This window comes from Massilia aurea (assembly GCF_024753205.1).
In the GTDB taxonomy this organism is placed as follows: Bacteria; Pseudomonadota; Gammaproteobacteria; order Burkholderiales; family Burkholderiaceae_D; genus Telluria; species Telluria aurea.
This window is the reverse complement of sequence record NZ_JANUGZ010000001.1, coordinates 600,732-627,091: the sequence shown is the minus strand read 5'-3', so window position 1 is coordinate 627,091 and position 26,360 is coordinate 600,732. Positions and strand designations below refer to the sequence as shown.

27 protein-coding genes and 1 tRNA gene are annotated in these 26,360 nt (G+C 62.9%); 24 read left to right on the top strand and 4 right to left on the bottom strand.

Annotation, left to right across the window (positions count from 1 at the left end; all coding sequences use genetic code 11):
- Positions 1-15: 15 nt before the first annotated feature.
- Positions 16-798, bottom strand: coding sequence for a 3-hydroxybutyrate dehydrogenase (locus NX775_RS02550; RefSeq protein ID WP_258834568.1), 783 nt, complete (start codon positions 796-798; stop codon positions 16-18).
- A 149-nt stretch (positions 799-947) separates the two neighbouring features.
- Between NX775_RS02550 and NX775_RS02545 the strand changes: the two genes are divergently transcribed.
- The 6 genes from NX775_RS02545 to NX775_RS02520 all read left to right on the top strand — a co-directional run bounded on the left by NX775_RS02545 (position 948) and on the right by NX775_RS02520 (position 6,957).
- Positions 948-1,835: an alpha/beta fold hydrolase gene (locus tag NX775_RS02545; RefSeq protein ID WP_258834567.1), complete on the top strand. Its 888-nt coding sequence runs from the start codon at positions 948-950 to the stop codon at positions 1,833-1,835.
- A 41-nt stretch (positions 1,836-1,876) separates the two neighbouring features.
- Entirely contained in the window at positions 1,877-2,227 is a 351-nt protein-coding gene (locus tag NX775_RS02540; RefSeq protein ID WP_183553092.1) for a RidA family protein, read from the top strand.
- A gap of 4 nt (positions 2,228-2,231) precedes the next feature.
- Positions 2,232-4,472 carry a RelA/SpoT family protein gene (locus NX775_RS02535; protein ID WP_258834566.1) on the top strand — a complete coding sequence of 747 codons (2,241 nt, stop codon included), beginning with the start codon at positions 2,232-2,234 and terminating at the stop codon, positions 4,470-4,472.
- A gap of 84 nt (positions 4,473-4,556) precedes the next feature.
- On the top strand, positions 4,557-5,363 hold the full coding sequence (locus NX775_RS02530; RefSeq protein ID WP_258834565.1) for an MlaE family ABC transporter permease: 807 nt from the start codon (positions 4,557-4,559) through the stop codon (positions 5,361-5,363).
- 20 nt (positions 5,364-5,383) lie between these two features.
- Entirely contained in the window at positions 5,384-6,331 is a 948-nt protein-coding gene (locus NX775_RS02525; RefSeq protein WP_258834564.1) for an MlaD family protein, read from the top strand.
- Complete coding sequence (locus tag NX775_RS02520) at positions 6,328-6,957, top strand: hypothetical protein (RefSeq protein WP_258834563.1); 630 nt, start codon at positions 6,328-6,330, stop codon at positions 6,955-6,957. The genes NX775_RS02525 and NX775_RS02520 overlap by 4 nt, the downstream gene beginning before the upstream one ends.
- A gap of 11 nt (positions 6,958-6,968) precedes the next feature.
- Here the strand turns inward: NX775_RS02520 and NX775_RS02515 are convergent, their stop codons facing one another.
- Positions 6,969-7,898 (bottom strand): NAD(P)/FAD-dependent oxidoreductase, encoded by a 930-nt coding sequence (locus NX775_RS02515; protein ID WP_258834562.1) that lies wholly within the window; start codon positions 7,896-7,898, stop codon positions 6,969-6,971.
- 107 nt (positions 7,899-8,005) lie between these two features.
- Entirely contained in the window at positions 8,006-8,929 is a 924-nt protein-coding gene (locus NX775_RS02510; RefSeq protein ID WP_258835093.1) for a cation diffusion facilitator family transporter, read from the bottom strand.
- A 132-nt stretch (positions 8,930-9,061) separates the two neighbouring features.
- Here NX775_RS02510 and NX775_RS02505 point away from each other — a divergent pair.
- From NX775_RS02505 to NX775_RS02455, 11 genes are all read left to right on the top strand, one after another.
- Positions 9,062-9,138: transfer RNA gene (locus tag NX775_RS02505), tRNA-Val, on the top strand.
- Between the two features lie 205 nt (positions 9,139-9,343).
- Positions 9,344-11,254, top strand: a complete 1,911-nt coding sequence (gene thrS / locus NX775_RS02500) for a threonine--tRNA ligase (protein WP_183553081.1) — start codon at positions 9,344-9,346, stop codon at positions 11,252-11,254.
- An 87-nt stretch (positions 11,255-11,341) separates the two neighbouring features.
- Positions 11,342-11,812, top strand: coding sequence for a translation initiation factor IF-3 (gene infC, locus NX775_RS02495; protein ID WP_221290154.1), 471 nt, complete (start codon positions 11,342-11,344; stop codon positions 11,810-11,812).
- Positions 11,813-12,101: 289 nt separating this feature from the next.
- Positions 12,102-12,299 carry a 50S ribosomal protein L35 gene (gene rpmI / locus NX775_RS02490; protein ID WP_183553079.1) on the top strand — a complete coding sequence of 66 codons (198 nt, stop codon included), beginning with the start codon at positions 12,102-12,104 and terminating at the stop codon, positions 12,297-12,299.
- Between the two features lie 20 nt (positions 12,300-12,319).
- Positions 12,320-12,679, top strand: coding sequence for a 50S ribosomal protein L20 (gene rplT, locus NX775_RS02485; RefSeq protein ID WP_183553077.1), 360 nt, complete (start codon positions 12,320-12,322; stop codon positions 12,677-12,679).
- A 137-nt stretch (positions 12,680-12,816) separates the two neighbouring features.
- On the top strand, positions 12,817-13,830 hold the full coding sequence (gene pheS / locus NX775_RS02480; protein ID WP_258834561.1) for a phenylalanine--tRNA ligase subunit alpha: 1,014 nt from the start codon (positions 12,817-12,819) through the stop codon (positions 13,828-13,830).
- Positions 13,831-13,853: 23 nt separating this feature from the next.
- Positions 13,854-16,280 (top strand): phenylalanine--tRNA ligase subunit beta, encoded by a 2,427-nt coding sequence (pheT, locus tag NX775_RS02475; protein ID WP_258834560.1) that lies wholly within the window; start codon positions 13,854-13,856, stop codon positions 16,278-16,280.
- Between the two features lie 152 nt (positions 16,281-16,432).
- The gene (locus NX775_RS02470; RefSeq protein ID WP_183553735.1) at positions 16,433-16,801 is read left to right on the top strand and encodes an integration host factor subunit alpha; all 369 of its coding nucleotides are present in this window, start codon (positions 16,433-16,435) and stop codon (positions 16,799-16,801) included.
- 6 nt (positions 16,802-16,807) lie between these two features.
- Positions 16,808-17,215, top strand: a complete 408-nt coding sequence (locus tag NX775_RS02465) for a MerR family transcriptional regulator (RefSeq protein WP_258834559.1) — start codon at positions 16,808-16,810, stop codon at positions 17,213-17,215.
- 247 nt (positions 17,216-17,462) lie between these two features.
- The gene (locus NX775_RS02460) at positions 17,463-18,095 is read left to right on the top strand and encodes a response regulator (protein WP_091873377.1); all 633 of its coding nucleotides are present in this window, start codon (positions 17,463-17,465) and stop codon (positions 18,093-18,095) included.
- Between the two features lie 202 nt (positions 18,096-18,297).
- Positions 18,298-19,788 (top strand): CHASE3 domain-containing protein, encoded by a 1,491-nt coding sequence (locus tag NX775_RS02455; protein ID WP_258834558.1) that lies wholly within the window; start codon positions 18,298-18,300, stop codon positions 19,786-19,788.
- Between the two features lie 4 nt (positions 19,789-19,792).
- Here NX775_RS02455 and NX775_RS02450 read toward each other — a convergent pair whose 3' ends face one another.
- Positions 19,793-20,596: a Crp/Fnr family transcriptional regulator gene (locus tag NX775_RS02450; RefSeq protein WP_183553067.1), complete on the bottom strand. Its 804-nt coding sequence runs from the start codon at positions 20,594-20,596 to the stop codon at positions 19,793-19,795.
- A 289-nt stretch (positions 20,597-20,885) separates the two neighbouring features.
- On the opposite strand from NX775_RS02450, the gene NX775_RS02445 reads away from it, so the two are divergent.
- From NX775_RS02445 to NX775_RS02415, 7 genes are all read left to right on the top strand, one after another.
- Positions 20,886-21,602, top strand: a complete 717-nt coding sequence (locus NX775_RS02445) for a response regulator transcription factor (RefSeq protein WP_258834557.1) — start codon at positions 20,886-20,888, stop codon at positions 21,600-21,602.
- A 13-nt stretch (positions 21,603-21,615) separates the two neighbouring features.
- Positions 21,616-22,947, top strand: a complete 1,332-nt coding sequence (locus tag NX775_RS02440; RefSeq protein ID WP_258834556.1) for a sensor histidine kinase — start codon at positions 21,616-21,618, stop codon at positions 22,945-22,947.
- 121 nt (positions 22,948-23,068) lie between these two features.
- A complete protein-coding gene (locus NX775_RS02435) occupies positions 23,069-23,485 on the top strand; it encodes a type IV pilin protein (RefSeq protein ID WP_258834555.1) in 417 nt (138 codons plus the stop codon).
- A complete protein-coding gene (locus NX775_RS02430) occupies positions 23,473-24,105 on the top strand; it encodes a prepilin-type N-terminal cleavage/methylation domain-containing protein (protein ID WP_258834554.1) in 633 nt (210 codons plus the stop codon). Before NX775_RS02435 ends, NX775_RS02430 begins: the two co-directional genes overlap by 13 nt.
- Positions 24,102-24,566 (top strand): prepilin-type N-terminal cleavage/methylation domain-containing protein, encoded by a 465-nt coding sequence (locus NX775_RS02425; RefSeq protein WP_258834553.1) that lies wholly within the window; start codon positions 24,102-24,104, stop codon positions 24,564-24,566. The genes NX775_RS02430 and NX775_RS02425 overlap by 4 nt, the downstream gene beginning before the upstream one ends.
- Positions 24,563-25,735 carry a PilW family protein gene (locus tag NX775_RS02420; protein WP_258834552.1) on the top strand — a complete coding sequence of 391 codons (1,173 nt, stop codon included), beginning with the start codon at positions 24,563-24,565 and terminating at the stop codon, positions 25,733-25,735. Before NX775_RS02425 ends, NX775_RS02420 begins: the two co-directional genes overlap by 4 nt.
- Complete coding sequence (locus tag NX775_RS02415) at positions 25,732-26,334, top strand: pilus assembly PilX family protein (protein ID WP_258834551.1); 603 nt, start codon at positions 25,732-25,734, stop codon at positions 26,332-26,334. Before NX775_RS02420 ends, NX775_RS02415 begins: the two co-directional genes overlap by 4 nt.
- Positions 26,335-26,360: the final 26 nt, after the last annotated feature.

The following is a 26,360-nucleotide window of genomic DNA, read 5'->3' as shown; positions in this document are numbered from 1 at the left end:
ACGACGGGAGAATTATTACTGGGCAGCCCAGCCGCCGTCCATATTCCAGGCCACGCCGCGCACCTGGTTCGCCGCCGGGCTGCAGAAGAACACAGCCAGCGCGCCCAGTTCGTCGGGCGTGACGAATTCGCCGGACGGCTGCTTTTCGAGCAGCAGCGCCTTGCGCGCGGCGTCGTTGTCGAGCCCTTCGCGGGCGGCGCGGTCGTCCACCTGCTTCTGGACCAGTGGCGTGAGCACGAAGCCGGGGCAGATCGCATTGCAGGTCACGCCCGTCTGCGCCGTTTCCAGCGCGGTGACCTTGGTCAGGCCGACCAGCCCGTGCTTGGCCGCGACATAGGCTGACTTCTGGCTCGAGCCCACCAGGCCATGGACCGAGGCCAGATTGATGATGCGGCCCCAGTTCTTTTGCTTCATGCCGGGCAGGGCCAGGCGCGTCGTGTGGAACGCCGAGCTCAGGTTGATGGCGATGATCGCGTCCCAGCGTTCGGCCGGAAAATCTTCGAGCGCGGCCACGTGCTGGATGCCGGCATTGTTGACCAGGATGTCGACGCCGCCGAATTTGTCGTTCGCATACTGCATCAGCGCGGCGATCTCGTCGGGCTTGGACATGTCGGCATTGTGGTACGCCGTCTGCACACCGAATTCGGCGCCGATATCGGTGTAGAGCTTTTCGATTTGCTGCGCGTCGCCGAAGCCGTTGAACACGATATTGGCCCCCTGTTCGGCCAGCGAGCGTGCGATGCCCAGGCCGATGCCGGAGGTCGATCCGGTGACGAGAGCCGTTTTACCGTTTAGCATGGTCGATGTCATTGTGTCCTCATGGGTAAATGCCCGATGGCGAGCGTATGGGGGGAACTCCCTCAGAATTGGTAGAATTCTAACCGTAACGCCTCCCGCGTGCGAAAGCAGCCAGGCGCCTTTCATGATTTTCTTATTCCGGAGTCGCGATGTCCGAGCCCAGATTCAAGAGCGTCCAGTGCATCTCGCCTGCCGGTTTGCACCGTGTCGCCTACAAGGAATGGGGCGCGGCGGACAATCCGAAGGTGCTCGTGTGCGTGCACGGCGTAACCCGCGTCGGGGATGATTTTGACGATATGGCGCAGGCGCTGTGCGATACGTGGCGTGTCGTGTGCCCGGATATCGTCGGGCGCGGCCGCTCCGACCGGCTGCGCGATCCGGCCGGTTATCAGGTGTCGCAATACGTGGCCGACATGGTCACGCTGATTGCCCGTGTCACTGCCGGCTCCGACAATGAAGACGTCGCCTGGTTCGGCACCTCGATGGGCGGCCTGATCGGCATGTCGCTCGCGGCACTGGAAAATTCGCCGATCTCGCGGCTCGTGATCAACGATATCGGCCCGGCACTGGGCGGCGAGGCGCTGCAGCGCATCGGCGAGTACATCGGCCAGGACGTGCGCTTTCCGAGCTTTGCGGCCGGCGCGGATTACATTAAGGCCGTCTCGGCCACGTTCGGGCCGCACGCCGACGACGAGTGGCACAAGCTGGCCAGCGATGTGCTGCGCCAGGACGGCGACGGCCAGTGGCGCCGCCACTACGACCTGAACCTGGCGCAGCCGTTTCGCAGCATGACGGTAGCGCGTGCGGCCGAGGACGAAGCGGCGCTGTGGGCAGCCTGGGATGCCATCACGTGCCCCACGCTGCTGGTGCGTGGCGAACAGTCCGATCTGCTCTCGCGCGCCACGGCGCAGCAGATGACGACCCGCGGGCCGCGGGCGCGTTTGGTCGAGATCCCCGGCGTCGGCCATGCGCCGACCTTCGTGCACGCCGATCAGATCGCGCTTGCCCGCACATTTTTAAACGGCACGGGATCATGACGATCCGGCCTGAATCAACCTTTATCGAACAGAAAGAGATCATGGAAATCAAACGACTGCACGTAGGCAAACGACTGTCCGAAGTCGCGATCCACAACGAGACCGTGTACCTGGCCGGCCAGATCGCCGAAGACACCACCCAGGGCATCGATGGCCAGATGCGCGAAGTGCTGGGCCACGTCGACCGTTTGCTGGGCGAAGCGGGCAGCGACAAATCGTGCATCCTGTCCTGCAATATCTTCATCTCGGACATGGACAACTTCCCCGGCATGAACGATGTCTGGGACGAGTGGGTCGCCCAGGGCCACACGCCGCCGCGCGCCACCGTCGAAGCGAAGCTGGCCAATCCGGCCTGCCTGGTCGAGGTGTGCGTCATCGCCGCGCTGCGCTGAGCGCATGGTCTCCACCGCACTGTTAGGAGATACCAAGACCGGCCTGGTACAGGGGCTGAGCCCTGAGGACTGCGTGCGCGTGCACGCTGCGCTCGACTACGCGTTCGGCGCCTACGGCGCGCGCCTGGCCGGCTCGGGCCAGAGCGCGTTCGAATTCTCGCTTGGCGCTGCCGGCACGCTGGCGTACCTGAATACCGATGCCGAAACCCGCATCGCCGGCCTGGTGTTCGAGCTGGCGCTGATGGACCCGGCCGTGTTCACCGACTTGGAGGAACGCTTCGGCGCCGGCGTCGTTGCGCTCGTGCAGGGCGTGCATCAATTGATCCGCCTGCGCGACCTGACTGCCGGCGGCGCGCCCGTGGGCAGCGGCAAGAATGCGGCCCAGCAGGCGGCGGCGCAAAACGAGACGCTGCGCAAGATGCTGCTGGCGATGGCCACCGACATGCGCGTGGTGCTGATGCGCCTGGCCTCGTGCGCGGCCACGCTGCGCCACTTCGCCGAGCACAAACGGTTTGACGACGTCACGCGCGCCTACGGGCGCGAGGTGCTGGACTTCTATGCGCCGCTGGCCAACCGGCTCGGCATCTGGCAACTGAAGTGGGAACTCGAAGACCTGGCGTTTCGCTTCATCGAACCTGATACCTACAAGCGCATTGCCAAGATGCTCGAAGAAAAGCGCATGTCGCGCGAGAGTTTCGTCGCCTCGTCGATCGAGCGCCTGCAACGCGAGCTGGCATCGGCCTCGATTCCGGCCGATGTGTCGGGCCGGCCGAAGCACATCTACAGCATCTGGAGCAAGATGCGCGGCAAGGAGCTCGATTTCACCGAGCTGTATGACGTGCGCGCGTTTCGCGTGATCGTCCCCGACATCAAGACCTGCTACACGGTGCTGGGCGTGATCCACAATATCTGGACGCCGGTGCCGAAGGAATTCGACGACTATATCTCGCGCCCGAAGCCCAATGGTTACCGCTCGCTGCACACGGTGGTCATGGCCGAAGACGGCCGGCCGCTCGAAGTGCAGATCCGCACGCAGGAGATGCACAACTTTGCCGAATACGGCATCGCCGCGCACTGGCGTTATAAAGAAGAAGGGGGCTCCAACTTCAAGAGCCAGCAATACGACGAAAAGATCGCCTGGCTGCGCCAGCTGCTGGCCTGGAAGACCGACGTGTCCGATGCAGTGTCGGGCCAGGAAGAACTGCAGCGCGAATGGGTTGAAAAGCTCAAGGCCACGACCCTCGACGACCGCATCTTCGTGCTGACACCGCAGGCGCGGGTGCTCGAACTGCCGGTGGGCGCCACGCCGATCGACTTCGCGTACCACCTGCACAGCGATGTCGGCCACCGCTGCCGCGGCGCGCGCATCGATGGCGTGATGGTGCCGCTCAATACCCAGCTCAAGAACGGCCAGACCTGCGAAATCATTACGGCCAAGGGCTCCAGCGGCAACCAGGGCCCGTCGCGCGACTGGCTCAGTCCCGGCTACGCGGTCAGCAGCCGCACGCGCTCGAAGATCCGGGCATGGTTCCATGCGCTGGACCAGGCCGAAACGCTGGCACATGGCCGCGCGCTCGTCGAAAAGTCGCTCCAGCGCGAAGGCAAGACGGCCGTCAACCTGGAACTGCTCGCGCAAAAGCTGGGCTTTGCCAAGGTCGATGAACTGTTCATCGAAGTGGGCAAGGACAAGTTCAGCCTGCGCCACGTGGAGGCTGCGCTGCACGATGGCGACGAACCGGCGCCGGTGGAGGAACCGAAGTTCGACAACAAGAGCCGCGCCTCGAGCGTGGAGCAGGGCGCCAAGTCGGGCGTGCTGGTGCTGGGCACCGAGGGGCTCATGACCTTGCTCGCCAAGTGCTGCAAGCCGGCGCCGCCCGATCCGATCATCGGTTTTGTCACGCGCGGCAAGGGTGTCTCGATCCACCGGCTGACCTGCAAGAACTTCTCCGAGATGCAGGCCAAGTCGCCGGAACGGGTGATCCAGACCGAATGGGGTTCAGCGGGGAACGAAACCGTGTATCCGGTCGACCTGTTCATCCTGGCGCAGGACCGGCAAGGGCTGCTGCGCGATATCTCCGAAGTCTTCTCGCGCGAGAAGATCAATGTGATCGGGGTGAATACGCAAAGCGCCAAGGGGCAGGCGCGCATGATCTTCACGGCCGAAATCGGGTCGACGGCGCAGGCGCAGAAGGCGCTGGCGGCGATCATGGAAGTGGGCGGCGTGATGGAGGCGAAGCGGCAGTAGTGTCATGCTTTATGCGCGGGGAGGTGACGTAATCATTTGTCACCGACCCGCGCAGCCTGCCGCAACCGCAGTATCATTCAGCCCATGCCGCGCTCGCTTCCTTCCACCGCCCATCCCGAACTCTGGTTCGCGCACGCCAAACGCTACCTGCGCAGCTGGTGGTACATGATTCATCTGGGCGCAATCGCCATCGTGCTCGCGTTCTCGCCGTCCACCTGGCAGCGCGAGCGCTTCCACGCTACCGCGCGCCACATCCACGCCAGTACCTGGCAGGTACTGCCCTGGTTCACGCTGGCTGCATGCCTGGTGAGCCTCGTCATCATCCGCATCGTGCTGGTCACGGCCAAGAGCTATGGCTTGTCGGGCTTTGCGCTCGAGATGGTGGTGCGGGTGCTGGTGCTCGAACTGATTCCGCTGTGCGCGGCGCTGTTCGTCGCGCTGCGCGCCAGCATGGCGTTCGACGCGTCGGCGCTGGGCTTAGCTCACCGCGCGCTGCCCGCGCGTGGCGCCAGCGACGACGCCTTGCGCCGCATGCGCCACGACCTGGTGCCCCAGTTGATCGCGAATGCGGTGGCGGTGCTGACGCTGGCGCTGGTCACGTCCATCGTCGTGCTGCTGCTGGCCTACCTGAACGTGTACGGCGTCTCGCCGTGGGGCCTGGGCGACTATACCCGCACGGTAGGGCGCGTGTTCGCGCCAACCGTCACGGCCGGCTTCGTGCTCAAGACGGTGCTGTTCGGCCTGGCCGTGGCGCTGATCCCGACGGCCGCCATCCTCGAATTGCAGCGCTACCCGCGCCGCCTGGTCTCGACCGTGCAGCCGGGCGCACTGCGCCTGCTGTTCGTGCTGATCGTGATCGAAGCGGCCTCGCTTGCACTGAAATACATCTGATTGACAGGACCAATACCCACATGACGGACCAGATTCCCGATAGCGCGCTGCCCGACGAGCCGAAGCACGTCGAAACCAAGGCCGTGATCCTCCTCGTTTTTCTGGGGCTGATGATTTGCGGCTTCGTGTTCTACGTGATGTACGCGCGCGGCGTGTTCGAGCCGACCCAGCGCCTCACGCTCGTGGCCGACGATTCGACCGGCGTCATTCCCGGCATGGACATGACGTTTGCCGGCTTTCCGATCGGGCGCGTGCGCCAAGTGGAGCTGGCCGACACCGGCAAGGTGAATATCCTGGTCGACGTCCAGAGCAAGGACGCCAAGTGGCTGCGCGCCTCGAGCGTGTTCACGCTGGAGTCGAGCATCGTCGGTGAAACGCGGCTGCGCGCCTACACGGGCGTGCTGACCGATGCGCCGCTGCCGGCCGGCTCGACCCGCACCGTGCTGCGCGGCGACGCCACCGCGGAAATCCCGCGAATCGTCGCCACGGCGCGCGGACTGCTGGAAAACCTGGAAACGATGACGTCGTCCGGCTCGGACGTGAACACCAGCCTGTCGAACCTGTCGGCCGTGACGGGCCGCATGTCGGGGCGTTATGGCGTGCTCGGTGGCGCGCTCGGTGGCGACGAAGAAGCGAAGAAGCTGATGGAAGCGCTCGACCGCGTGAATCTGATCCTGGCCAAGGCCGACCAGCGCGTGTTCGGCCAGGCCGGCGTGATGGACGATGCCCAGGCGGCCGTGCGCCAGCTGGATGTCGTGCTCAAGGACGCGAGCGCCACCTTGAAGAAAGTCGACGCCGTGCTGGTCGAGGCGCAGGCCGTTGGCGCCAACACGCGCGAAGCGACCGAAGACCTGAGCGCACTGCGCGGCGATGTCGACGCCAGTCTGCGCAAGGTGAATCGCCTCGTTGAGGAAATCAACCGCAAGTGGCCGTTCGCGCGCACCAATCCGGAGATCAAGTTGCCATGAAGTGCATTCCATTATTGATCGCTGCAATGCTGGCCGGCTGCGCGAGCAAGCCGTTGCCACCCGACTGGCAGGCAAATGCCAAGGGCGCGCTCGACGCCTCGGTAGACGATTACCTGAAAGGGCATACGGCCGCGTCGAATGCCGAGTTCCGCGAAGCGCGCGCCGAGACCACCGCCACTGGCCGTCTTGATCACGTGGCCCAGGTCGAGCTGGTGCGCTGCGCGGCGCAGGTGGCCAGCCTGGTGTTCGAGGATTGTCCGGGGTACGCGGCGCTGGCGGAGGGCGCCACGCCGGCGCAGCGTGCCTACGCCGCGTATCTGGCCGGGCAGTGGGATGGTCTGGATGTGACGCTGCTGCCCGAGCAGCATCGCGCCGTTGTTGGTGGTGGGACGCTGGAGACCATTGCCGATCCCCTGGCGCGGCTGGTTGCGGCTGGCGCGCAGTTCAAGGCGAGCCGCATCGCGCCGGCCGGCATCGCGCTGGCGGTCGACACAGCGTCGACCCAGGGCTGGCGCCGACCGCTGCTGGCATGGCTGGGCGTGCAGGCGCAACGCGCCGAAGCGGCGGGCGACACGACCGCGCAGGCGGCGATCGAGCGGCGCCGCAAGCTGGCCGGCGGCCAGTAAAACTCAACCCGTCAGCGCAGCGCCCACGGCAGCATGTTGTGGATCGTCGTTGCAGCAATGGCTGCCTGACCGGTGGCCACCGTGATCTGGTTCAGCCCGCGCGTGACGTCACCGATCGCGTACAGGCCGGGCACGGCCGTGCGGCAATGGTCGTCCACCGTCAGCGTGTCGCATTCGACCGTTTCGGCGCCCAGATTGGCCGCCAGGGCGGAGCGGGCATTTTCGCCCAGCATCGGGTAGAACACATCGCATTCATAGGATTGCCCGTCGCGCGTGTGCAGCACGGGTTTCAGGTCGTCGGTCAGTGTGACGCCGGCCAGCGGTGACGCGATGTGCTGCACGTTCGCCGCCTGCAACTGCGCATGCTGGTCGGCGTCGACCACCGACTCGTCGGCGCGCTCGAACAGCAGGACGTCGCGGCTGAAGCTGCGCATGAAGAGGGCGTGGCCGACCGGATTGACTTCGGCCGTGGCCACGGCGATGCGCTTGTCGATCACGTCGTAGCCATCGCACACGGGGCACAGGCGCACCGCGCCGCTGGCCACGGCTTCGTCCCAGCGCTCGACCGGCATGCCGACGTCCGCCACGCCCGTGGCGAGCAGCACCGTGTAGGCGCGCATTTCGGTGACGTCGCCCTCCGGGCTCGTGCAGTCGGCGATGAACAGGCCGTCGTCGATGCGCAGGTTGCTGATTTCGCCGGGAATCACGTGGCCGCCATATTTTCCGAGCTGGCAGCGCAGCTGGTCAAGCAGCAGCTTGCCATTGATCCCGTCCGGGAAGCCGGGATAGTTGTGCGAAACTGGAATCCAGGCCAGGCGGCTGTTGCCCTTGTCGACCAGGGCGACATTGCGGGTAAAGCGGCGCAGGTAGATGGCGGCGGTCAGGCCACCCGGCCCGCCGCCGATGATGAGAGTGTCGAATACGTTCGGTGTAAGGTCCATACGTGCATTATGTCGCCGATTGCCGAACCGGGCTATCGGCGCACGCGCTCGCATCTAGTGGGCCTGTGCTTACACGAAAAGTGGCAAGCCGATGTTGACCGCCGGTTTCACAGCGATTTGCCGCCGGCTGCTTCCGGTTGCAGCGTCACGTGGTCGATGCCATGGCGCGCGCGCAGCATCGCGCGCACGGCTTCCAGCACGGCGGGCCACTGCTCCAGGCTGCGGATCTCGATATGGCCGATCAGCGCAGGATGGCCGGGCGACATGTCCCATACATGCATATCGTGCACGGCCAGTACGCCGTCGACGGCAGCCATGTCGGCGCCGACCTGCACGAAGTCGATCGCGTGCGGCACGGCTTCCATCAGAAAGTGGTACGACTCGCGCAGGATGCCGCTGGTCGAGCGCAGGATCAGCAGGGCAACGAAGATCGACAGGATCGGGTCGGCCCGCAGCCACCCGGTGTAATAAATGATCGCGCCGGATGCGATCGCGGCCAGCGAGCCGAGCAGGTCACCCATCACATTGACGAGCGCAGCGCGCGTGTTGATGCTGTCGTTGTTGCGTGACAGGATCCACGCGACGAGCAGATTGATCGAGGCGCCCAGCGCGGCCACGACCAGCACGATGCCGCCCTTGACGGGCTCCGGATGGATCAGGCGCTGGATGGCTTCCCAGCCGATCCAGCCCACCAGGGCCAGCATCACCAGGCAGTTGACGAATGCGGCCAGCGCTTCGGCGCGTACAAAGCCGAACGAGTGGCGCGCCGAGGGCGGACGCTTGGCGATCATCTGTGCGAGCAGGGCCAGGCCGAGGGCGGCGGCGTCGGTGACCATATGGCCGGCGTCCGAGATCAGGGCCAGCGAGTTCGACAGAAAGCCGGTGATCACCTCGATCAGCGCGAACAGCAGGGTCAAGCCCATCGCGAACGCCAGCGCCTTCTGGCTGCGCGCTTCGATGGAATGGGAGTGGCGTGCGTCACCGTCGAGGTGCGCATGCAGGTGGGAAGGGTCGTGCGGCTGGTACGTCATCGCCATGCAATCAATAATCGAACGGGGCACCAGTGTAAATCATCGGCGTCGGTGCAGCATGACAGCCTGGTCAGCAATAAATTTTGTGTGAGGGTTGCAGTTCGCGCATCGGGTCCCTATAATGACGGCATCGGGCGGTTAGTTCAGCTGGTTAGAATACTTGGTCGACATCCAAGGGGTCGCAGATTCGAATTCTGCACCGCCCACCAGAACATCAGTAAGAGCGAGAAAGGCACCACGGTTATGACACCGCGAACTACAACGACGTTGTGGGGGAATCGCTAGACGCGAAGGGGTGTGCTTTTGCTTAACACAACGAATCAACGCGGCTAGCCCGCGTTTTTTTTCGTCCAGATTTTACTATCCTTGATTCTTGTTATTTAACGGCGCGCGGCGCCACGATTGGAGTACAGCATGTTGAACGTCCGACTTCCCGATGGTTCCAGCCGCCAGTTTGACGGTCCCGTGACGGTGGCGCAGGTAGCGCAGAGCATTGCCCCGAGCTTGGGCAAGGCGGCGCTGGCCGGCAAGGTCAACGGCAAAGTGGTCGACACGTCGTTTCTGATCGATGCCGACGCCGATCTCGCGATCGTCACCGACCGCGATCCTGAAGGGCTGGACGTGATCCGTCACTCGACCGCCCACCTGCTGGCGCACGCGGTCAAGGAGTTGTTCCCTGAAGCGCAGGTGACGATCGGTCCGGTCATCGAAAATGGTTTCTATTACGACTTCTCGTACAAGCGTCCGTTCACCCCGGACGACCTGACCGCCATCGAAAAGAAGATGACCGAGCTGGCCAAGAAGGATGAGCCGGTCACCCGCAAGGTGCTGCCGCGTGACGAAGCTGTCGATTACTTCAAATCGATCGGCGAACACTACAAGGCGGAAATCATTGCCTCGATCCCGGCAAACGAGGATGTCTCGCTGTACACCGAAGGCAGCTTCACCGACCTGTGCCGCGGCCCGCACGTGCCATCGTCCGGCAAGCTGAAAGTCTTCAAGCTGATGAAGCTGGCGGGCGCCTACTGGCGCGGAGACTCGAAGAACGAAATGCTGCAGCGCGTGTACGGCACCGCCTGGACCAAGAAGGAAGACCAGGAGCAGTACCTGCACATGCTCGAGGAAGCCGAAAAGCGCGATCACCGCAAACTCGGCAAGTCGCTGGACCTGTTCCACTTCCAGGAAGAAGCCCCGGGCCTCGTGTTCTGGCATCCGAAGGGCTGGACCATCTGGCAGCAGGTCGAGCAGTACATGCGCCACAAGTACCAGGTTGCCGGTTACAGCGAAGTCAAGGCGCCGCAGATTCTCGATCGCACGCTGTGGGAAAAGACCGGTCACTGGGAAAACTACCGCGACAATATGTTTACGACCGAGTCGGAGAACCGTTCGTACGCATTGAAGCCGATGAATTGCCCGGGCCACGTGCAGATCTACAATTCGGGCATGCGCTCGTACCGTGACCTGCCGCTGCGCTTCGGCGAATTCGGCCAGTGCCACCGCAACGAGCCGTCCGGCGCGCTGCACGGCCTGATGCGCGTGCGCGGCTTTACCCAGGATGACGGCCACATCTTCTGTACCGAAGAGCAGGTCGAGCGCGAAGTCACGTCGTTCCATGCCCAGGCGATGGCCGTGTATGACGACTTCGGTTTCGCCAATATCGACGTCAAGCTGGCGCTGCGTCCCGACAGCCGTATCGGTTCGGACGAGGTTTGGGACCAGGCCGAAGAATCGCTGCGCTCGGCGCTGCGTGCCTGCGGCGTGACCTGGACCGAATTGCCGGGCGAGGGCGCGTTCTATGGTCCGAAGATCGAGTACCACCTGAAGGATAGCCTCGGCCGTCCATGGCAGGTCGGCACCGTGCAGGTCGACTTCTCGATGCCGGGCCGCCTCGGTTCCGAGTATGTGGCGGAAGACAACACCCGCCGCGTGCCGGTGATGCTGCACCGTGCGATCGTCGGTTCGATGGAGCGTTTCATCGGCATCCTGATCGAAAACTATGCCGGCGCGCTGCCGTTGTGGCTGGCGCCGGTGCAAGTTGCGGTGCTGAATATCTCGGATGCGCAGGGCGATTACGTGAAAGAAGTCGAGGCCAAGCTGCGCGCCGCAGGCCTGCGTGTTCACGCTGATTTGCGCAATGAGAAGATCACCTATAAAATACGTGAACATTCCGTCCAAAAACTGCCGTACATCCTCGTTGTTGGGGATAAAGAAAAAGACGCGAATACCGTGGCTGTGCGAGCCCGAGGCAATGTCGATCTGGGCGTGATGTCCGTCGATGCACTCGTGGAACGTCTGGTGGGCGAAGTCGCCGCCAAGACCAAGTAATCCCGGCCAAATTTCAATACGTTCAAAGGAAACAACATAGCTACTGACAAGAATAATCGCATCAATGGCGAGATCACCCATCCCGAAATGCGTTTGAACGGCGTAGAGAACGAGCCATTGGGCATCGTTAGTCTGGCCGACGCGTTCCGCATGGCCGAAGAACTGAACGTCGACCTGGTCGAGATCGCGCCAAACGCGGTCCCGCCGGTCTGCCGCCTGATGGACTACGGCAAGTTCAAGTATTCGGAGCAAAAAAAGGCGCATGAGGCGAAGCTCAAGCAGAAGATTATCCAGGTCAAGGAAGTCAAATTCCGTCCGGGTACCGATGATGGCGACTACAACATCAAGTTGCGTAACCTCATCAAGTTCCTGGAAGAAGGCGACAAAGCCAAGATCACGCTGCGCTTCCGCGGTCGTGAAATGGCCCACCAGGATATCGGTATGCGTGTGCTCGAGCGTCTGCGCACGGATCTCGATGCAGTCGGTCAGGTGGAGCAGTTCCCGAAACTCGAAGGTCGCCAGATGATCATGGTGGTCGCGCCGAGGAAGAAGAAGTAATTCTTCGCCGGGAGCATCCAGAGCCGGGTCCGCGTTGCAGAGGTTGTCTGCAGCCCGGCCCGGCTTTATTGCGTCCGTACGCCCGGTGTCGCTGACTGCCTGTCTTTCTTGCAGTCAGCTATCCAAGCGTGAATAAGCTGTGCTACAATCTTCGATTCCTGTTTGCGACAAGCAGGTTGTAGCAGGCTCTGAGTCTGCTGCAAAACAAGTGAAAGTAGGCATCTAAGAGCAGCGTCGCTGCCACCTGCAATCCTGTTACATATGAGACTGTCCGCGAGGGCAGATGACTATGCCAAAAATGAAAACCAAAAGCAGCGCGAAGAAACGTTTTCGCGTGCGTCCAGGTGGTACTGTGAAATCGGGTATGGCGTTCAAGCGTCACATCCTGACCAAGAAGACCACCAAGAACAAGCGCCAACTGCGCGGCACCCGCAACATCAATGCAGCAGACGTCACGTCCGTCTACCGCATGATGCCATCTGCTTAATCTCACACTAAGGAGCTACTATGCCTAGAGTTAAACGTGGGGTTACAGCACGTGCCCGTCATAAGAAGGTTCTTGACCTTGCCAAAGGTTACCGCGGTCGTCGCAGCAAGGTATATCGTGTTGCCAAGCAAGCAGTCATGCGCGCTGGCCAATACGCATACCGTGACCGTCGCAACAAGAAGCGCGTCTTCCGCGCACTGTGGATCACCCGTATCAACGCGGCATCGCGTTCGCACGGTATGACCTACAGCGTGTTCATGAACGGCCTGAAGAAGTCCGCAATTGAACTGGACCGTAAAGTCCTGGCCGACATGGCTGTGCATGACAAGCCGGCATTCGCCGCGATTGTCAGCGCCGTCAAGGCCAAGCTGGCTGCTTGATTCGTTAAGCTGCTAAGCAAGTTGGTGCTGCGCCCCTCACCGGGCGTGGCGCACAAAGAAGCGGGGCAAGGTTCACACCTGTGCCCCGTTTTTGATTCTGGCGTCTCCCGCCAACGAAAAACAGGAAAAGAACAAGCATGAACCTGGAAGAACTCGTCGTCGCGGCCCGTGCCGATTTCGCGGAGGCGCCAGACGCCGCCGCGCTTGAAAATGCGAAAGCCAAGTACCTGGGCAAGACCGGCCAGGTCACCGACCTGATGAAGGGTCTGGGCAAGCTCGATCCCGATGCGCGCAAGGCGCAGGGCGCCCTGATCAATGCCGCCAAAGAACAAATCGAACAGGCATTGACCGCGCGCCGCGATGCGCTCGCCGAGGCGCAGTTGCAGGCGCGTCTTTCCATGGAAGCTATCGACGTGACGCTGCCCGGCCGTGGCCGCTCGAAGGGTGGCATCCATCCGGTGATGCGCACCTGGGAACGTGTCGAACAGATCTTCCGCTCCATCGGTTTCGACGTGGCCGACGGCCCCGAGATCGAAAACGACTGGACCAATTTCACGGCACTGAACAGCCCCGAAAATCACCCGGCCCGTTCGATGCAGGACACCTTCTACATCGACGGCAACGACAGCACCGGCAAGCCGCTGCTGCTGCGCACGCACACGAGCCCGATGCAGGTACGCTATGCACGCACGCACACGCCGCCGATCAAGGTCATCGCGCCGGGGCGCACCTACCGCGTCGATAGCGACGCGACCCACTCGCCGATGTTCCACCAGGTCGAAGGCCTGTGGATCGGTGAAAACATCAGCTTCGCCGACCTGAAGGGCGTGTACCTGAACTTCGTCCAGGCCTTTTTCGAGACCGACGACCTGGAAGTGCGCTTCCGTCCGTCGTATTTCCCGTTTACCGAACCGTCGGCCGAGATCGACATCGCGTTCGGCTCCGGGCCGCTCAAGGGCCGCTGGCTCGAAGTGTCGGGCGCCGGCCAGGTGCACCCGACGGTGGTGCGCAACTTCGGGCTCGACCCGGAAAAATTCATCGGCTTCGCGTTCGGCTCCGGCCTCGAGCGCCTGACGATGCTGCGTTATGGAATCAGCGATTTGCGCCTGTTCTACGAAGGCGACCTGCGCTTCCTGAAGCAGTTCAATTAATTCGACGCTGAGGCACAAAGATTATGCAATTCTCCGAAAACTGGCTCCGCTCGATCGTCAATCCGCAGATCGACTCCGGCGCGCTGTCGCACCTGCTCACCATGTCGGGCCTCGAAGTGGAAGAGGTCGAAGCGGTCGCGCCACCGTTCTCGAACGTCGTCGTGGCCGAGGTCAAGGAAGTGGTCAAGCACCCGAACGCCGACCGCCTGAACGTGTGCCAGGTCGATGTCGGCACCGGCACCTTGCTCAATATCGTGTGCGGTGCGCCGAACGTGCGCGCCGGCATGAAAGCGATCTGCGCGAAAGCCGGCGCCGTGCTGCCGCCAGGCACCGATGGCAAGCCGTTTGAAATCAAGGTTGGCCAGCTGCGCGGCGTCGAGTCGCAGGGCATGATGTGCTCGAGTAAAGAGCTGGGCATCTCCGAAGAGAGCAATGGCCTGATGGAACTGCCGGCCGATGCGCCGGTGGGCCAGAGCATTCGCGACTACCTGGGCCTGGACGACCTGAAATTCACGATCAAGCTCACGCCGAACAAGGCCGATTGCCTGTCCGTGCTGGGTGTGGCGCGGGAAGTGGCAGCCCTGACCGGTGCACCTTTGATGTTCGAGCCGACCCGCACAGTGGCGGTCAACAGCGATGAAATCCTGCCCGTCAAAGTGTCGGCACCGGACCTGTGTGGCCGTTTCGCCGGCCGCGTGATCCGCGGCCTGAATGCGCGCGCCGCCACGCCAGAATGGATGAAGCGCCGCCTGGAACGCAGCGGCCAGCGCTCGGTGTCGGCCCTGGTCGACATCTCCAATTACGTGATGCTCGAAGTCGGCCGTCCGTCGCACGTGTTCGACTTGGCCAAGATCCACGGAAGCCTCGACGTACGCTGGGGCAAGACTGGCGAATCGCTCAAGCTCCTGAATGGCAACACGGTTGCCGTCGACGAGTGGGTGGGCGTGATCGCCGATGAACAGCAGATCGAATCGCTGGCCGGCATCATGGGCGGCGACTCGACCGCCGTGTCGCTCGACACCACCGATATCTATCTGGAAGCGGCATTCTGGTGGCCAAACGCCATCCAGGGCCGTGCCCGCCGCTTCAACTTCTCGACCGATGCCGCGCACCGCTTCGAGCGTGGCGTTGACTACGCGACCGTGCCCGAGCACCTCGAGCGCATCACGGCGCTCCTGATCGACATCTGCGGCACGCCGGACAGCAAGGTCGGCCCGATCGACGACCAGATCGTCAACCTGCCGGTGCGCACACCCGTAGTGCTGCGCACGGCGCGCGCCGCGCAAGTGATCGGCGTGCCGCTGACCGATGCCGTGATCGCCGACATCTTCACGCGCCTGCAACTGGGCTTCGTGCAGGAAGAGGGCGTGTTCCATGTGACGGCGCCAACCTACCGTTTCGACATCGAGATCGAGGAAGACCTGATCGAAGAAGTCGCGCGCGTCTATGGCTTCGAGAACATTCCGACCCGGCCGCCCACCGCGCCGAGCGCGATGCTGATCGAGCCGGAAAACACCCGCTCGCTGTTCGCGATCCGCCATCAGCTGGCCGACCTGGGTTTCCAGGAAGTGGTCAACATGAGTTTTGTCGAAAGCACGTGGGAACAGGATTTCGCCGGCAACCTCGAGCCGATCCGCCTGCAGAACCCGATCGCCAGCCAGCTCAGCGTGATGCGTTCGTCGCTGATCGGCAGCCTGGTCGCCAACGTGCGCTACAACATCAACCGCAAGGCTGGCCGCGTGCGCGCGTTTGAAGTCGGCGGCGTGTTCAAGCGCAACGCGTCGGTCATGGATGGCCCGTTGACGGTGGCCGGTTACGACCAGCCAAAGCGCGTCGCCGCGATTGCCTACGGCCCGGCGCTCGACGAGCAATGGGATGTCGCCACGCGCGCCGTCGACTTTTTCGACCTGAAGGCCGATCTGGAAGCATTGTTCGCGCCGCGTCAGCTGCGTTTCTCCACTGCGGAACACCCGGCGTTGCACCCGGGCCGCTCGGCCAATGTCATGCTCGACGACCAGCAGATCGGCGTGATTGGCGAGCTGCACCCGCGCTGGCTGCAAAAGTATGATCTGCCGCAAGCGCCGGTTGTGTTCGAGGTCGATGCTGAAGCATTGGGCGGTCGCATCGTGCCCGTGTATGCCGAGATTTCCAAGTTCCCGGGCGCCACGCGCGACCTGGCGCTGGTCGTAAAACAGGACGTGCCAGCCCAGTCCGTACTGGACGCTTTTACCGCAGAAATCGCAGTAAATCCTATGGGAAAGATTGTGCAAGCCGTTGTTTTGTTTGATGAATATCGCGGTAAGGGTCTCGAAGCGGATGAAAAAAGCCTTGCTTTCCGCTTTAGCTTGCAAGATACTCAATCGACACTGCAGGACGATGCGGTCGACGCCATTATGGCGGCGGTGCTCGCCACTGCTTCAACCAAACTGAACGCGAAGCTGCGTGCATAATATGCATTCCCAGGCTGACAGCACACGGGTCCCAATCTGTGTTGCTGTCGCCGCGGCATCGTTTGACTTACGGGCAGGGCCTCAAAATTAACAATAACGACGTTGATTCGACCGTGTTCCAGGAAGCCCTCGTGGCCGACCTGGATCGTGCAATGCTGGTGGCGCGCGTGCGTAAAGAGGCAGAGCAGTCATTGCCCACGCTCACCAAGGCCGAGCTGGCCGAACTGCTGTTCGAGCAGGTCGGGCTGAACAAGCGCGAAGCCAAAGACATGGTCGAGACCTTCTTCGACGAGATCCGCAATGCACTCGAGCGCGGCGAAGCCGTCAAGCTGTCGGGCTTTGGCAATTTCCAGTTGCGCGACAAGCCGCAGCGGCCCGGCCGCAATCCGAAAACCGGGGAAGAAATTCCCATTACGGCACGCCGCGTCGTGACGTTCCACGCCAGCCAGAAGCTCAAGGCCATGGTGGAAGAAGCCGGGCCAGGCAATTCGGGCTCGGGTTCGATGGCGCGCGCAGCCTGATAGACGATGAACGACCGACCAAACAAGACCGAACTGACCGTGCTGCCACCCATTCCGGCCAAACGTTATTTCACGATTGGGGAAGTCAGTGAGCTGTGCGGTGTCAAACCCCATGTGTTGCGCTACTGGGAGCAGGAATTCACCCAGCTCAAGCCCGTCAAGCGTCGTGGCAACCGCCGCTATTACCAGCACCACGAGGTCCTGCTGATCCGGCGTATCCGCGAATTGCTGTACGAGCAGGGCTTTACCATCAGCGGCGCGCGCAACCGGCTCGACCATCGCGCAACCGTGGTGGCCGAGCTCGATGAAGAGCGCCTGCGCGACACCCCACCGGCCATCGATGGCGACAAATTGCGCGCCGGCTTGCTGGATATCCTCGATCTGCTCAAGCACGGGTCGCAACCAGCGCCCTAGTGCAGGTCAACATCTCACGCCATCGGCAAGATTGCCGTACCAGATTGCGCCGGGTCGCTTAGCGACCTTGCAGGCAGCGGGTCGTCGCCGGGTCAAGCAAGGCGTTTGATCACTCATGCATTCGTACCGCTGTTGAAGGCAGGCTGCGGAGTGTTAAAATGTCACTCGCGCGATGCTGAATGACACGCATCAACCGGGCGGAGCAGATCCGGCACTTTCCTGCGCAAGGAAAATTTAAGGGAAGACAATGATACGCGTTGCCATTTGTGACGATCACCAGATAGTACGAGCAGGTTTCAAGCAGATTTTTTCGTCGTCGGGCGATTTTGAAGTCGTGGCCGAAGGCGCCACGGGCCGTGAGGCGCTGGATATCGCGCGCCGCGAGATTTGCGACGTGCTGCTGCTCGATATCGCCATGCCGGATCAAAGCGGCATTGACATCCTGCGCACCATCCGCCAGGGCCAGCCCAATCTGCCCGTGCTGATCCTGTCGGGCTATCCGGCGCAGCAATATGCGCTGAACCTGTTCAAGATGGGCGCGAACGGCTACCTGAACAAGGAATGCGAAGCGGACGAGCTCAAGACGGCCGTGCGCACCGTGTTCCAGGGCCGGCGTTACGTCTCGTCAACGGTTGGCGAATTGCTGGCCCAGAGTTTTGACCGCGATCCGAACACAGCGCTGCACACCGAGCTTTCCGATCGCGAATTCCAGGTATTCCTGCGTCTGGCGAAGGGCGCAACCGTGTCCGATATCGGCAATGCGCTGTCGCTGTCGATCAAGACGGTGTCGACCTACCGCACCCGCATCATGGAAAAAATGGGTCTGCAGTCCAACTCCGACTTGACCTATTACGCCATGAAGAACAATCTGCTCGACTAAGAACTCGGCTGGTTGCTACTATCAGATTTGTCCCACAACGCGCCTTGGCGCGTTTTGTCATTTGCACGGCTGTAAAACGAAGTCAGCAGTATTCATCAGCATCAACTGCAACAAATAGTTACGTCGGGCCATTTTGCGGCGCAACAATACGTCCTTACAGGTAGAATGCGAGGCCGCGTTGTCAGCGTGAAAGGATGTCTGGATGTATTTTTCTACCACCCGGGCCGAGCGCCCGTCCCGTCGTCTTCCGCTTCACAAGTCTGTGGTGTGCCTGGTTTGCGTGGTGCTGCTTGTGATCAATGGCGTATTCTTGCTGCGCAATCTCGACGATTTGCGTGATGCCAATCTGCTCCAGGCGCAGACGGCCCAGGTCTCGGACGAGCTGCAATACCTGAACCTCCTCGTCACGGATGCCGAATCCAGTCTGCGCGGGTATTTCCTGTCGAACGATCCGGTGTACCTGAGCCCGCTGCGCGGCGCGCCGCAGCAAATCGATGCCCAGCTGCGCGCACTTGGCGTGCTGCTTGCCGATAATCCTTCTCAAACCCGCAATCTGGCGCAATTGCGTGCGCTGGTCCAGCGCAAGCTGGCCTTGCTGAACCAGTCTCTGGACGTATTCCGCCACGGTGGTCTGGGCGACATCGTCGCGAACGCTGCATTACCGGACGAGCGTGCGGAGATGGATGAAATCCGCCTGCAAGTGGTGATCATGGCCCGTGAACAGAACGAGCTGCTCAAGTCGCGCACTGCGGGGTTTTATCAGCAATACCGGCATGCGGCGCTGTTTGGCGTGAGTATCAATGTTGCGGCGATCATCATTCTGCTGCTCTTTTACAAGCTGGTGCAGCGGGCTTTCGGGGCGCGCCTGGATGCCGAGCACGCGTTGCAGCAGACGAACGACGGTCTCGAGCACATTGTCGCGGAACGTACCGCGCAATTGTCCGTCCTGTCGCGCCACCTGATTCGCGTGTCGGAAGAAGAAAAGTCACGGCTTGCCCGCGAACTGCACGACGAGATGGGCGCCAACCTGACGGCAATTGGCATCGACCTGGCCACGGTCATTGACCGCTTGCGTGAGAACGAACCTGATTTGGCGGACAAGCTGGGCCGTGCACGCCGCACGCTGGTCGACACCGTGCAGCTCAAGCGCCGCATCGTCGAGAACTTGCGCCCGAGCCTGCTCGACAATATGGGCTTGTCGGCGGCGCTGCAAAGCTACTGCACCGATTACGCGCATGTGACGTCGCTCGACTGCGATGCGTTGATCGATCCTGATGTGGATGCGGCCGGTCCGACACAGGCCATTGCCTTGTTCCGCATCACGCAGGAGGCGCTCAACAACATCGCCAAGTATGCGAAGGCGCGCAATGTCATCGTGAACCTGACGCGCGAGCCAACTGGATGGGGTCTGGAAATTACCGACGATGGCATCGGTATCCCTGATGGCATGCTGACCGGAACGAAATCCCATGGCTTGCTTGGCATGCGTGAGCGTGCTTTGTTATTGGGCGGAACGTTGGTAGTGGAGCGGGGAGTGAATGACGTTGGAACGTGTGTTCGCGCCTTGATTCCGGCAGTGGCGCCGGGTGGCAATGAGGTGGCAGGCACCGTTTACACACCGCCGGCCCTGACGCAGAGTGCAGGGCCGGCATATCAGGATTCGCTACCGCACAGGGCGGCGAATCCAGGTTGACTGCTTAGCGTGCGACGTCCGACAGCAGGCGGTCGTATTCCGACTTGGCGACCTTGTAGCATTCGCCAGCGTAGTCTTCCAGGCCAGCACGGTCGAGCACGGTGATGTTACCGCGACGGTACTGGATCAGGCCTTCGTCTTGCAGCTTGCCGGCGGCAGCAGTGATGCTTTCGCGGCGCACACCCAGCATGATCGAGATCAGTTCCTGGGTCACTTTCAGTTCGTTGCTTGCTGAACGATCCAGGCGGTCGAGCAACCAGCGGCACAGCTTCTGTTCGATCGAGCTGTGACGGCCACCGACAGCGTTCTGTGCCATCTGGGCGAACAGGGCGTTGGTGTAGCGCATCAGCAGTTGTGGAAGGGCGCCGCCGCGGTTGAAGGCGTCACGCAGGTACTGGGTGCGCAGACGATAACCGTAGCCGGCGCTTTGCACGACAGCCGAGCAGGTAGCGCGCTCACCCATGAACAGCGACACACCGACTGCACCTTCGTGGCCGACGACAGCGATTTCGGTCGTGGCGCCATCTTCCATCACGTACAGCAGCGACACGATTGCCGTTGTCGGGAAATACACGTATTCCAGTTTGCTGCCATACTCGAACAGTTCTTTACCGAATGGCATTGCCACCAGTTCGAGGTGGTCGAACATTTCTTCGAGATCCATGCGTGGCAGCGCTGCCAGCAATTCATTTTGTTGGGTACCGCTGTAGCTGACGATCGGTTTAGACTGGGACTTCATTGCCTCACTCGTGGCAGGGGTCTGGCTTTTTGCTTTTTGTGTGATACCAGCAAGTTGAGTGTTGTTCATTTTATGTCCTCTTAGGTCTATCGTGCGTCGGGTGCAAGTCAGAAGGCGTATGGTGCTTGCCTCGTTGCGATGTGTGTACTTTACGTCCACCGTCTGTTGGCGCACATAAGACATGTAGTCGCCCCGGTGTAGGTTGCAAGCATCATCACGTGTCAGCCCAGTCCTACTGGGGGAAATGCCTGTTTTAGCCCCAAAAGGCGTTGTATTTTGTTATGGAAACAAAAAATAACGCATAATTCGGGGTGCCGGCGGTGATGTTCACCGTCCACAAAACAGGGTATTCCTACAAATGCTGCGCATTCAGCCGCAAATCGGACTACACATCGGGCTGCATATCTTGTTGGTTGAAGACGATCCCGTGCTTGCCGACGGTTTACTGCGCGCGCTCAGCGCGCAGGCCATGACAGTTCAGCTGGTGCGCGATGGCATCGCCGCTGACACCGCCTTGCAACGGACCGCGTCCGTCCCCACCTTCGACGTCGCCGTGCTGGATATCGGCCTGACCGGCATCGATGGCTTCGAGGTCGTACGCCGCCTGCGCGCCCGTGGTGCTGCAATGCCTGTGCTGTTGCTGACCGCCCGCGACGCCGTCGAAGACCGCGTGCGCGGCCTGGAAACCGGCGCCGACGACTACCTGGTCAAACCGTTTGCCACCGCCGAGCTGATTGCCCGCATCCGCGCACTGGCGCGCCGCCATGCGCCCCCGTCGTCCGTTCTGGCCCTCGGCCGCCTCAGCCTGGACAGCGCCACCCGCCGCGCACGGATCGGCGATCGCGCGGTCGAGTTGTCGGTACGCGAGTGGGGCGTGCTCGAATACCTGCTGCAGCATGCAGGGCGCGTCGTCTCCAAACAGCAGATCCTCGACGCCATCCTGCCCTGGGGCGACGATGTCACGCTCAACGCCGTGGAAGTCTATGTTTCGCGCCTGCGCCTGAAGCTCGAAGGCGCCGATGTGGCGATCAGGACCATCCGCGGCTTTGGCTACCTGCTCGAAGCCGCCGCATGACCCCGTCCAGCCGATGAACAGCATCCGCCTGCGCCTGCTGAAATGGCTGCTCGGACCCATCCTGCTCGTCAATCTCGTGCTCGCCGCGCTGGTCGCGGGCCTCGCGTGGACGCCGGCCCAGGTGGCGTTCGACGCCGGCCTCATGGACACGGCCACCACCCTGGCAAGCCGCGTGGCCACTGGCGGCACAGCCGGCCTGTCGCCCGTGGCCCCCGCTGCGACGGGCGAACGCGCCTGGTTCGTGGTGCGCGACCTGCAAGGCCGCCGGCTGGAAGGGACCACGGGTTTTCCACCATTGCGCCCTGGCATGTCAGCCTATGATGCCGACGTCAGCGGCGAGCCGGTGCGCGTGGTTGCGCTGGCGGTCGCCACGCCGGCCGGAATCCGTCACGTCGGCGTGGCCCGCACGCTGCGCCAGCGCCTCGACCTGCGCGCTGCCATTGTCCGCTCGCTCGTCGTGCTGGTCTCGCTTGGCACGCTGACGCTGGTTGGCGTTGTCTGGCTGTCGGTCGGCAATGGCTTGCGGCCACTGGCGCGCATTCGCGCCGAGCTGGCGAGGCGGGGACCGGGCGACCTCGCGCCCATTCCTGCCGACGGCGTGCCCTATGAAATCGCACCGGTGGTCAGCGGTTTCAATGACCTGCTGGACAAAGTCGAAGCCGGCGCGCGCGCGCAGCGCGACTTCCTGGCTGACATGGCGCACCAGCTCCGCACGCCGCTGGCTGGCGTGCAACTGCAGCTCGAATGGCTGCATGCCCGTCACGCGCAGGATGCCGACACCGTGCAATCGCTTGCCATGATGGGCATGGCCAACGAGCGCATGATCCGCCAGGTCAACCAGTTGCTGGCCCTGGCACGCGCGCGGGAAGGGCGCCCGGGCGACCATGCCGGTCCACTCGACCTGGCGCTGCTGGTGCAGGAATCGATCCAGTTCTTTGTCGACAAGGCAGCCCGCAAGGACATCGACCTGGGCTTCGAGCTGGCGCCGGCCCCGGTGACGGGCGATGCCTTCCAGCTGCGCGATCTGATCGACAATCTGGTCGACAATGCACTGCGCTACACGCCAGCAGGCGGACAGGTGACAGTCGGGTGCGGCATGGATGATGGCGCGCCGCAATTTTCCGTGATCGATTCCGGCCCCGGCATTCCCGCCGCGCGCCGCGCCGCCGTGTTCGAACGCTTCGTGCGGTTCGATGACAAATCCCAGGGCAGCGGGCTGGGGCTGGCGATCGTGCGCGACATCGCGCTGGCGCACGGCGCTTCGGTTCATCTGGCCGACGCCGGGGGTGGCGGTACCAGCATCGTCGTGCGTTTTGCTGTCAGGCAGACAAACCCGCATCGATAAAACAGGGATTCTGCGCACTTGTCAGGGTTTTGTCAGCCTTTCCTCAGGGAAATGACAGCTAGCCGGGTTATCATTCCTTCTGGAAACATTACCGATTCATTTTCGGCCAGGAGCAACCCCCATGCAACATCGTCCATCCGGCTTCACCCTTGTCGAACTCATGATCGTCGTGGCGATCATCGGCATCCTCGGCGCCATGGCCATGCCGTCCTATACGAGTTACGTGACGCGCGCGCGCCTGGTCGAAGCCCACAGCGCGCTGGCCTCCACGCAGCCGAAACTGGAACAGTTCTGGTCGAACAACCGTACCTATGACAAGTTCGCCCAGGTCCCGGGCGCCACCGCCAACTTTACCTACACGCTCAAGGACGCCAACGTCAGCGGCTACCTGCTCGTGGCAACCGGGAGGGCGGCTGCCGCCAGCTTCGTCTATACGCTGGACCAGACCGGCAAGCGCGCTACCACCGGCGTGCCTGCAGGCTGGACGAAGAGCGACAACTGCTGGGTCGACCGGAAGGATGGCTCGTGCACCCAGTGAGCGCCAGGTTCCGCCTTGTGCGCCATGCCGGCTTCACGCTGGTCGAAACCATGGTCGTGCTGGCCATTTTCGCCATCCTGATGGCGGTAGGCGTGCCGAACATGCGCGCCTGGCTCGGCGCCACTACCAGCACCGGCGCCGCCCAGTTCTATGCCGAAGGTTATACGCTGGCGCGCAGTCTGGCCCTGACCAACAATGCCCGCAGCCGCCTGGTGTTTACCGCGAATGCACAAAGTGGTCAGCGCAACTGGCAGGTGGACGTGTGCTTTCCAACTGCAGGCGATGATTGCACAGCGGCCAGCGGCCGCTGGTCGGACGTCGATAAACCGGCGGTCGTGCCCGGTGGCGGCGCTGTCAAGACGAGCTCGGTGTTTCGCAGCGCGGCATCGCTGCCGCGTGTCTCGGCTTTGAAAGTCACGCCCGACGGCGACGCCAGCGCGGCGTATTTCACGGCGCTGGGGTGGATCGACACATCCAAGCCGTCGTTGACGCGGCTGGACCTGACACCGGCAGGGGGCGGCGACGCTTTTCCCGCCAGCGCGGTTGTCGTCACGCTGGCCGGGGCAGTCGTGACCTGCCGACCCAGCGCGGACGCAGGTGACTCGCGCCGGTGCCCATGATGCCGCGCCGTCCACCTGCCATGCGCCACACGCCGCGCCGCCCGGGGCGCGCCGGCCAGCGCGGCGTCGCGCTGCTCGAAGCGTTGATCGCGATCCTGATCCTGGCCATCGGCCTCATCGGCACGCTGGGACTGCAAGTCAATTCGCAGGCCGCGCTGGCCGAAGCGAGCATGCGCGCCGAAGCGACCATCGCAGCGAACGAACTGATCGGCGTGATGAATAACGATCTCGACCACCTGAGCGACTACGCCGTGGCCGAAAACGCCACGCCCGGGGCGCGTTTGCAGGACTGGCACGCGGCCCTGGCCAAACACCTGCCCAATGCCAGCGTTGTCGTTGCCGTCACCCCGGCCGCGGGCACGAAGCGCACGGCAGTGGCAGTGGAGATCCGCTGGTGCCGCAACGCGACGGCGCAGCAGAACCGGCACCGGATCGTCACCTACCTGTCGAGGTCTGCATGAGCACGCGCATACCACCCGCACTGCCACGGGCAGCCGGCTTTTCGCTGGTGGAACTGATGGTCAGCATCGTGATCGGCTTGCTGGCCGTGATGTTCGCCACCCGCATGATGACTGATTCCGAGAGCAACAAGGATGGCGCGCTGGGCGGGTCCGAATCGATGCAGAACGGGATGATGGCGATGTTCTCGATCAGCGCCGATGCCGAGCAGGCCGGTTACGGGCTGAACGACCCGATCCTGGCCGGGTGCGACACCATCTTCAACGACAGCAAGAAGTTCACGATGACGTCGGCCCTGCGCGGGGCCGCGACCGTGCATCCGCTGGCGGCCGCCGTGATCGTGCATGGCAACGCCGGGCCGGACCAGCTGACCCTGTACTCGGGCAGCGCGGCCAGCGGCACGGCCACCGTGCGCCTGACCACGAACTACAACGGCGGCAACCAGATTGCCCTGGACCGCACGCCCTACGGCTTTGCCGTCGGTGACGTGATCGTGGTCGCGCCCGAGGACGGCGCTGGCCAGTGCGCGCTGGCGCAGATCTCGACACTGAATCAGGATGCGCCGTCCATCGGCTTTGCCAGCACAGCCGATCGCTTCAATACGGGCGATCTGGACCGCACGTTCCCCGGCAGCGCCACCCGTGTGTTCAATCTGGGGCGGGCTGCGAATCTGCCGTTTCATACCTGGCTGGTGGAGGACGGCGTACTGCGCCTGCGCGCGACCAACCTCGGCAGCAGCGGCGACACGGCGCAGGCAGTGGCCGACAATATCGTCTCCCTCAAGGCCCAGTACGGCTTCGACACGCGCGCCGTGGCCGCCTTCGATCCGGAACTGGGCATGCAGGTGCGTGAGTGGTCCAACACCATGATCGATGCCGACGGCGATGGCGTGGTCGGCAGCGCAGGCGATTATCAGCGCGTTGCCGCGCTCAGAATTGCCGTGATCGCGCGCAACAAGCGCCCCGAGCGCCCGGGCGCCGGAGGCGCCTGCAGCACCACGACCGAAGCGTTGAAAGTGTTCGAGACGGACCAGCCAAGCGGCATCGATGCTGTTCCGGTCACGCTCGACCTGGGCGTCAAGGATGACCCGATCGACTGGAAATGCTATCGCTACCGCGCGTTCGAGTCCGTCGTGCCGCTGCGTAACGCGAGCTGGAGGCCTACCGCATGACGTTCCGAATCGTTTCGCGCCGCCAGCGCGGCGTTGCCTTGCCGGTCATGCTGATCATGATGCTGGTCATGCTGGTGACCAGCATCTACCTGCTGCGCTCGAGCAATACCACGACGCTGGCCGCGTCCAACCTGGCCTACGACGCGACGCTGAGCCGGGCCGTCGACCTGGGCCTGCACACGGGGTTCCAGTGGCTGCGCGAGACCGCGATCGCGAAGCGCTCCGACCTCGATGCCGACAATGCCGCCAAGGGCTATGTCGCCAGCATGGAAAACACGGCCCTGAGCCCGCGCGACAGCGCCTTCTGGAATGGCAGCGTCGAGTTGCAGGACGCCGACGGCAACAAGATCAAGTACGTGATCCACCGCCTGTGCAAGGCGACCGGGCCGTTCAATAACCCCAAGCCGAAGAACAGCTGCGTCCAGACCGCTGCCAACACTGTCAAGCTCGGCACGACGGTGGCGATTGGCGAGAGCCTGGCGTCCGATGCGCCGGCGTATGCCAGTTCGCCGCAGCTGCACTATGTCATTACTGCCCGCCTCGATGGTGCACGCGGCGGTAACGTGATCAACCAGATGGTCGTGCTGATCGGCGCCTGACGGGCTCCGCGCATCGCCGTTCGAAT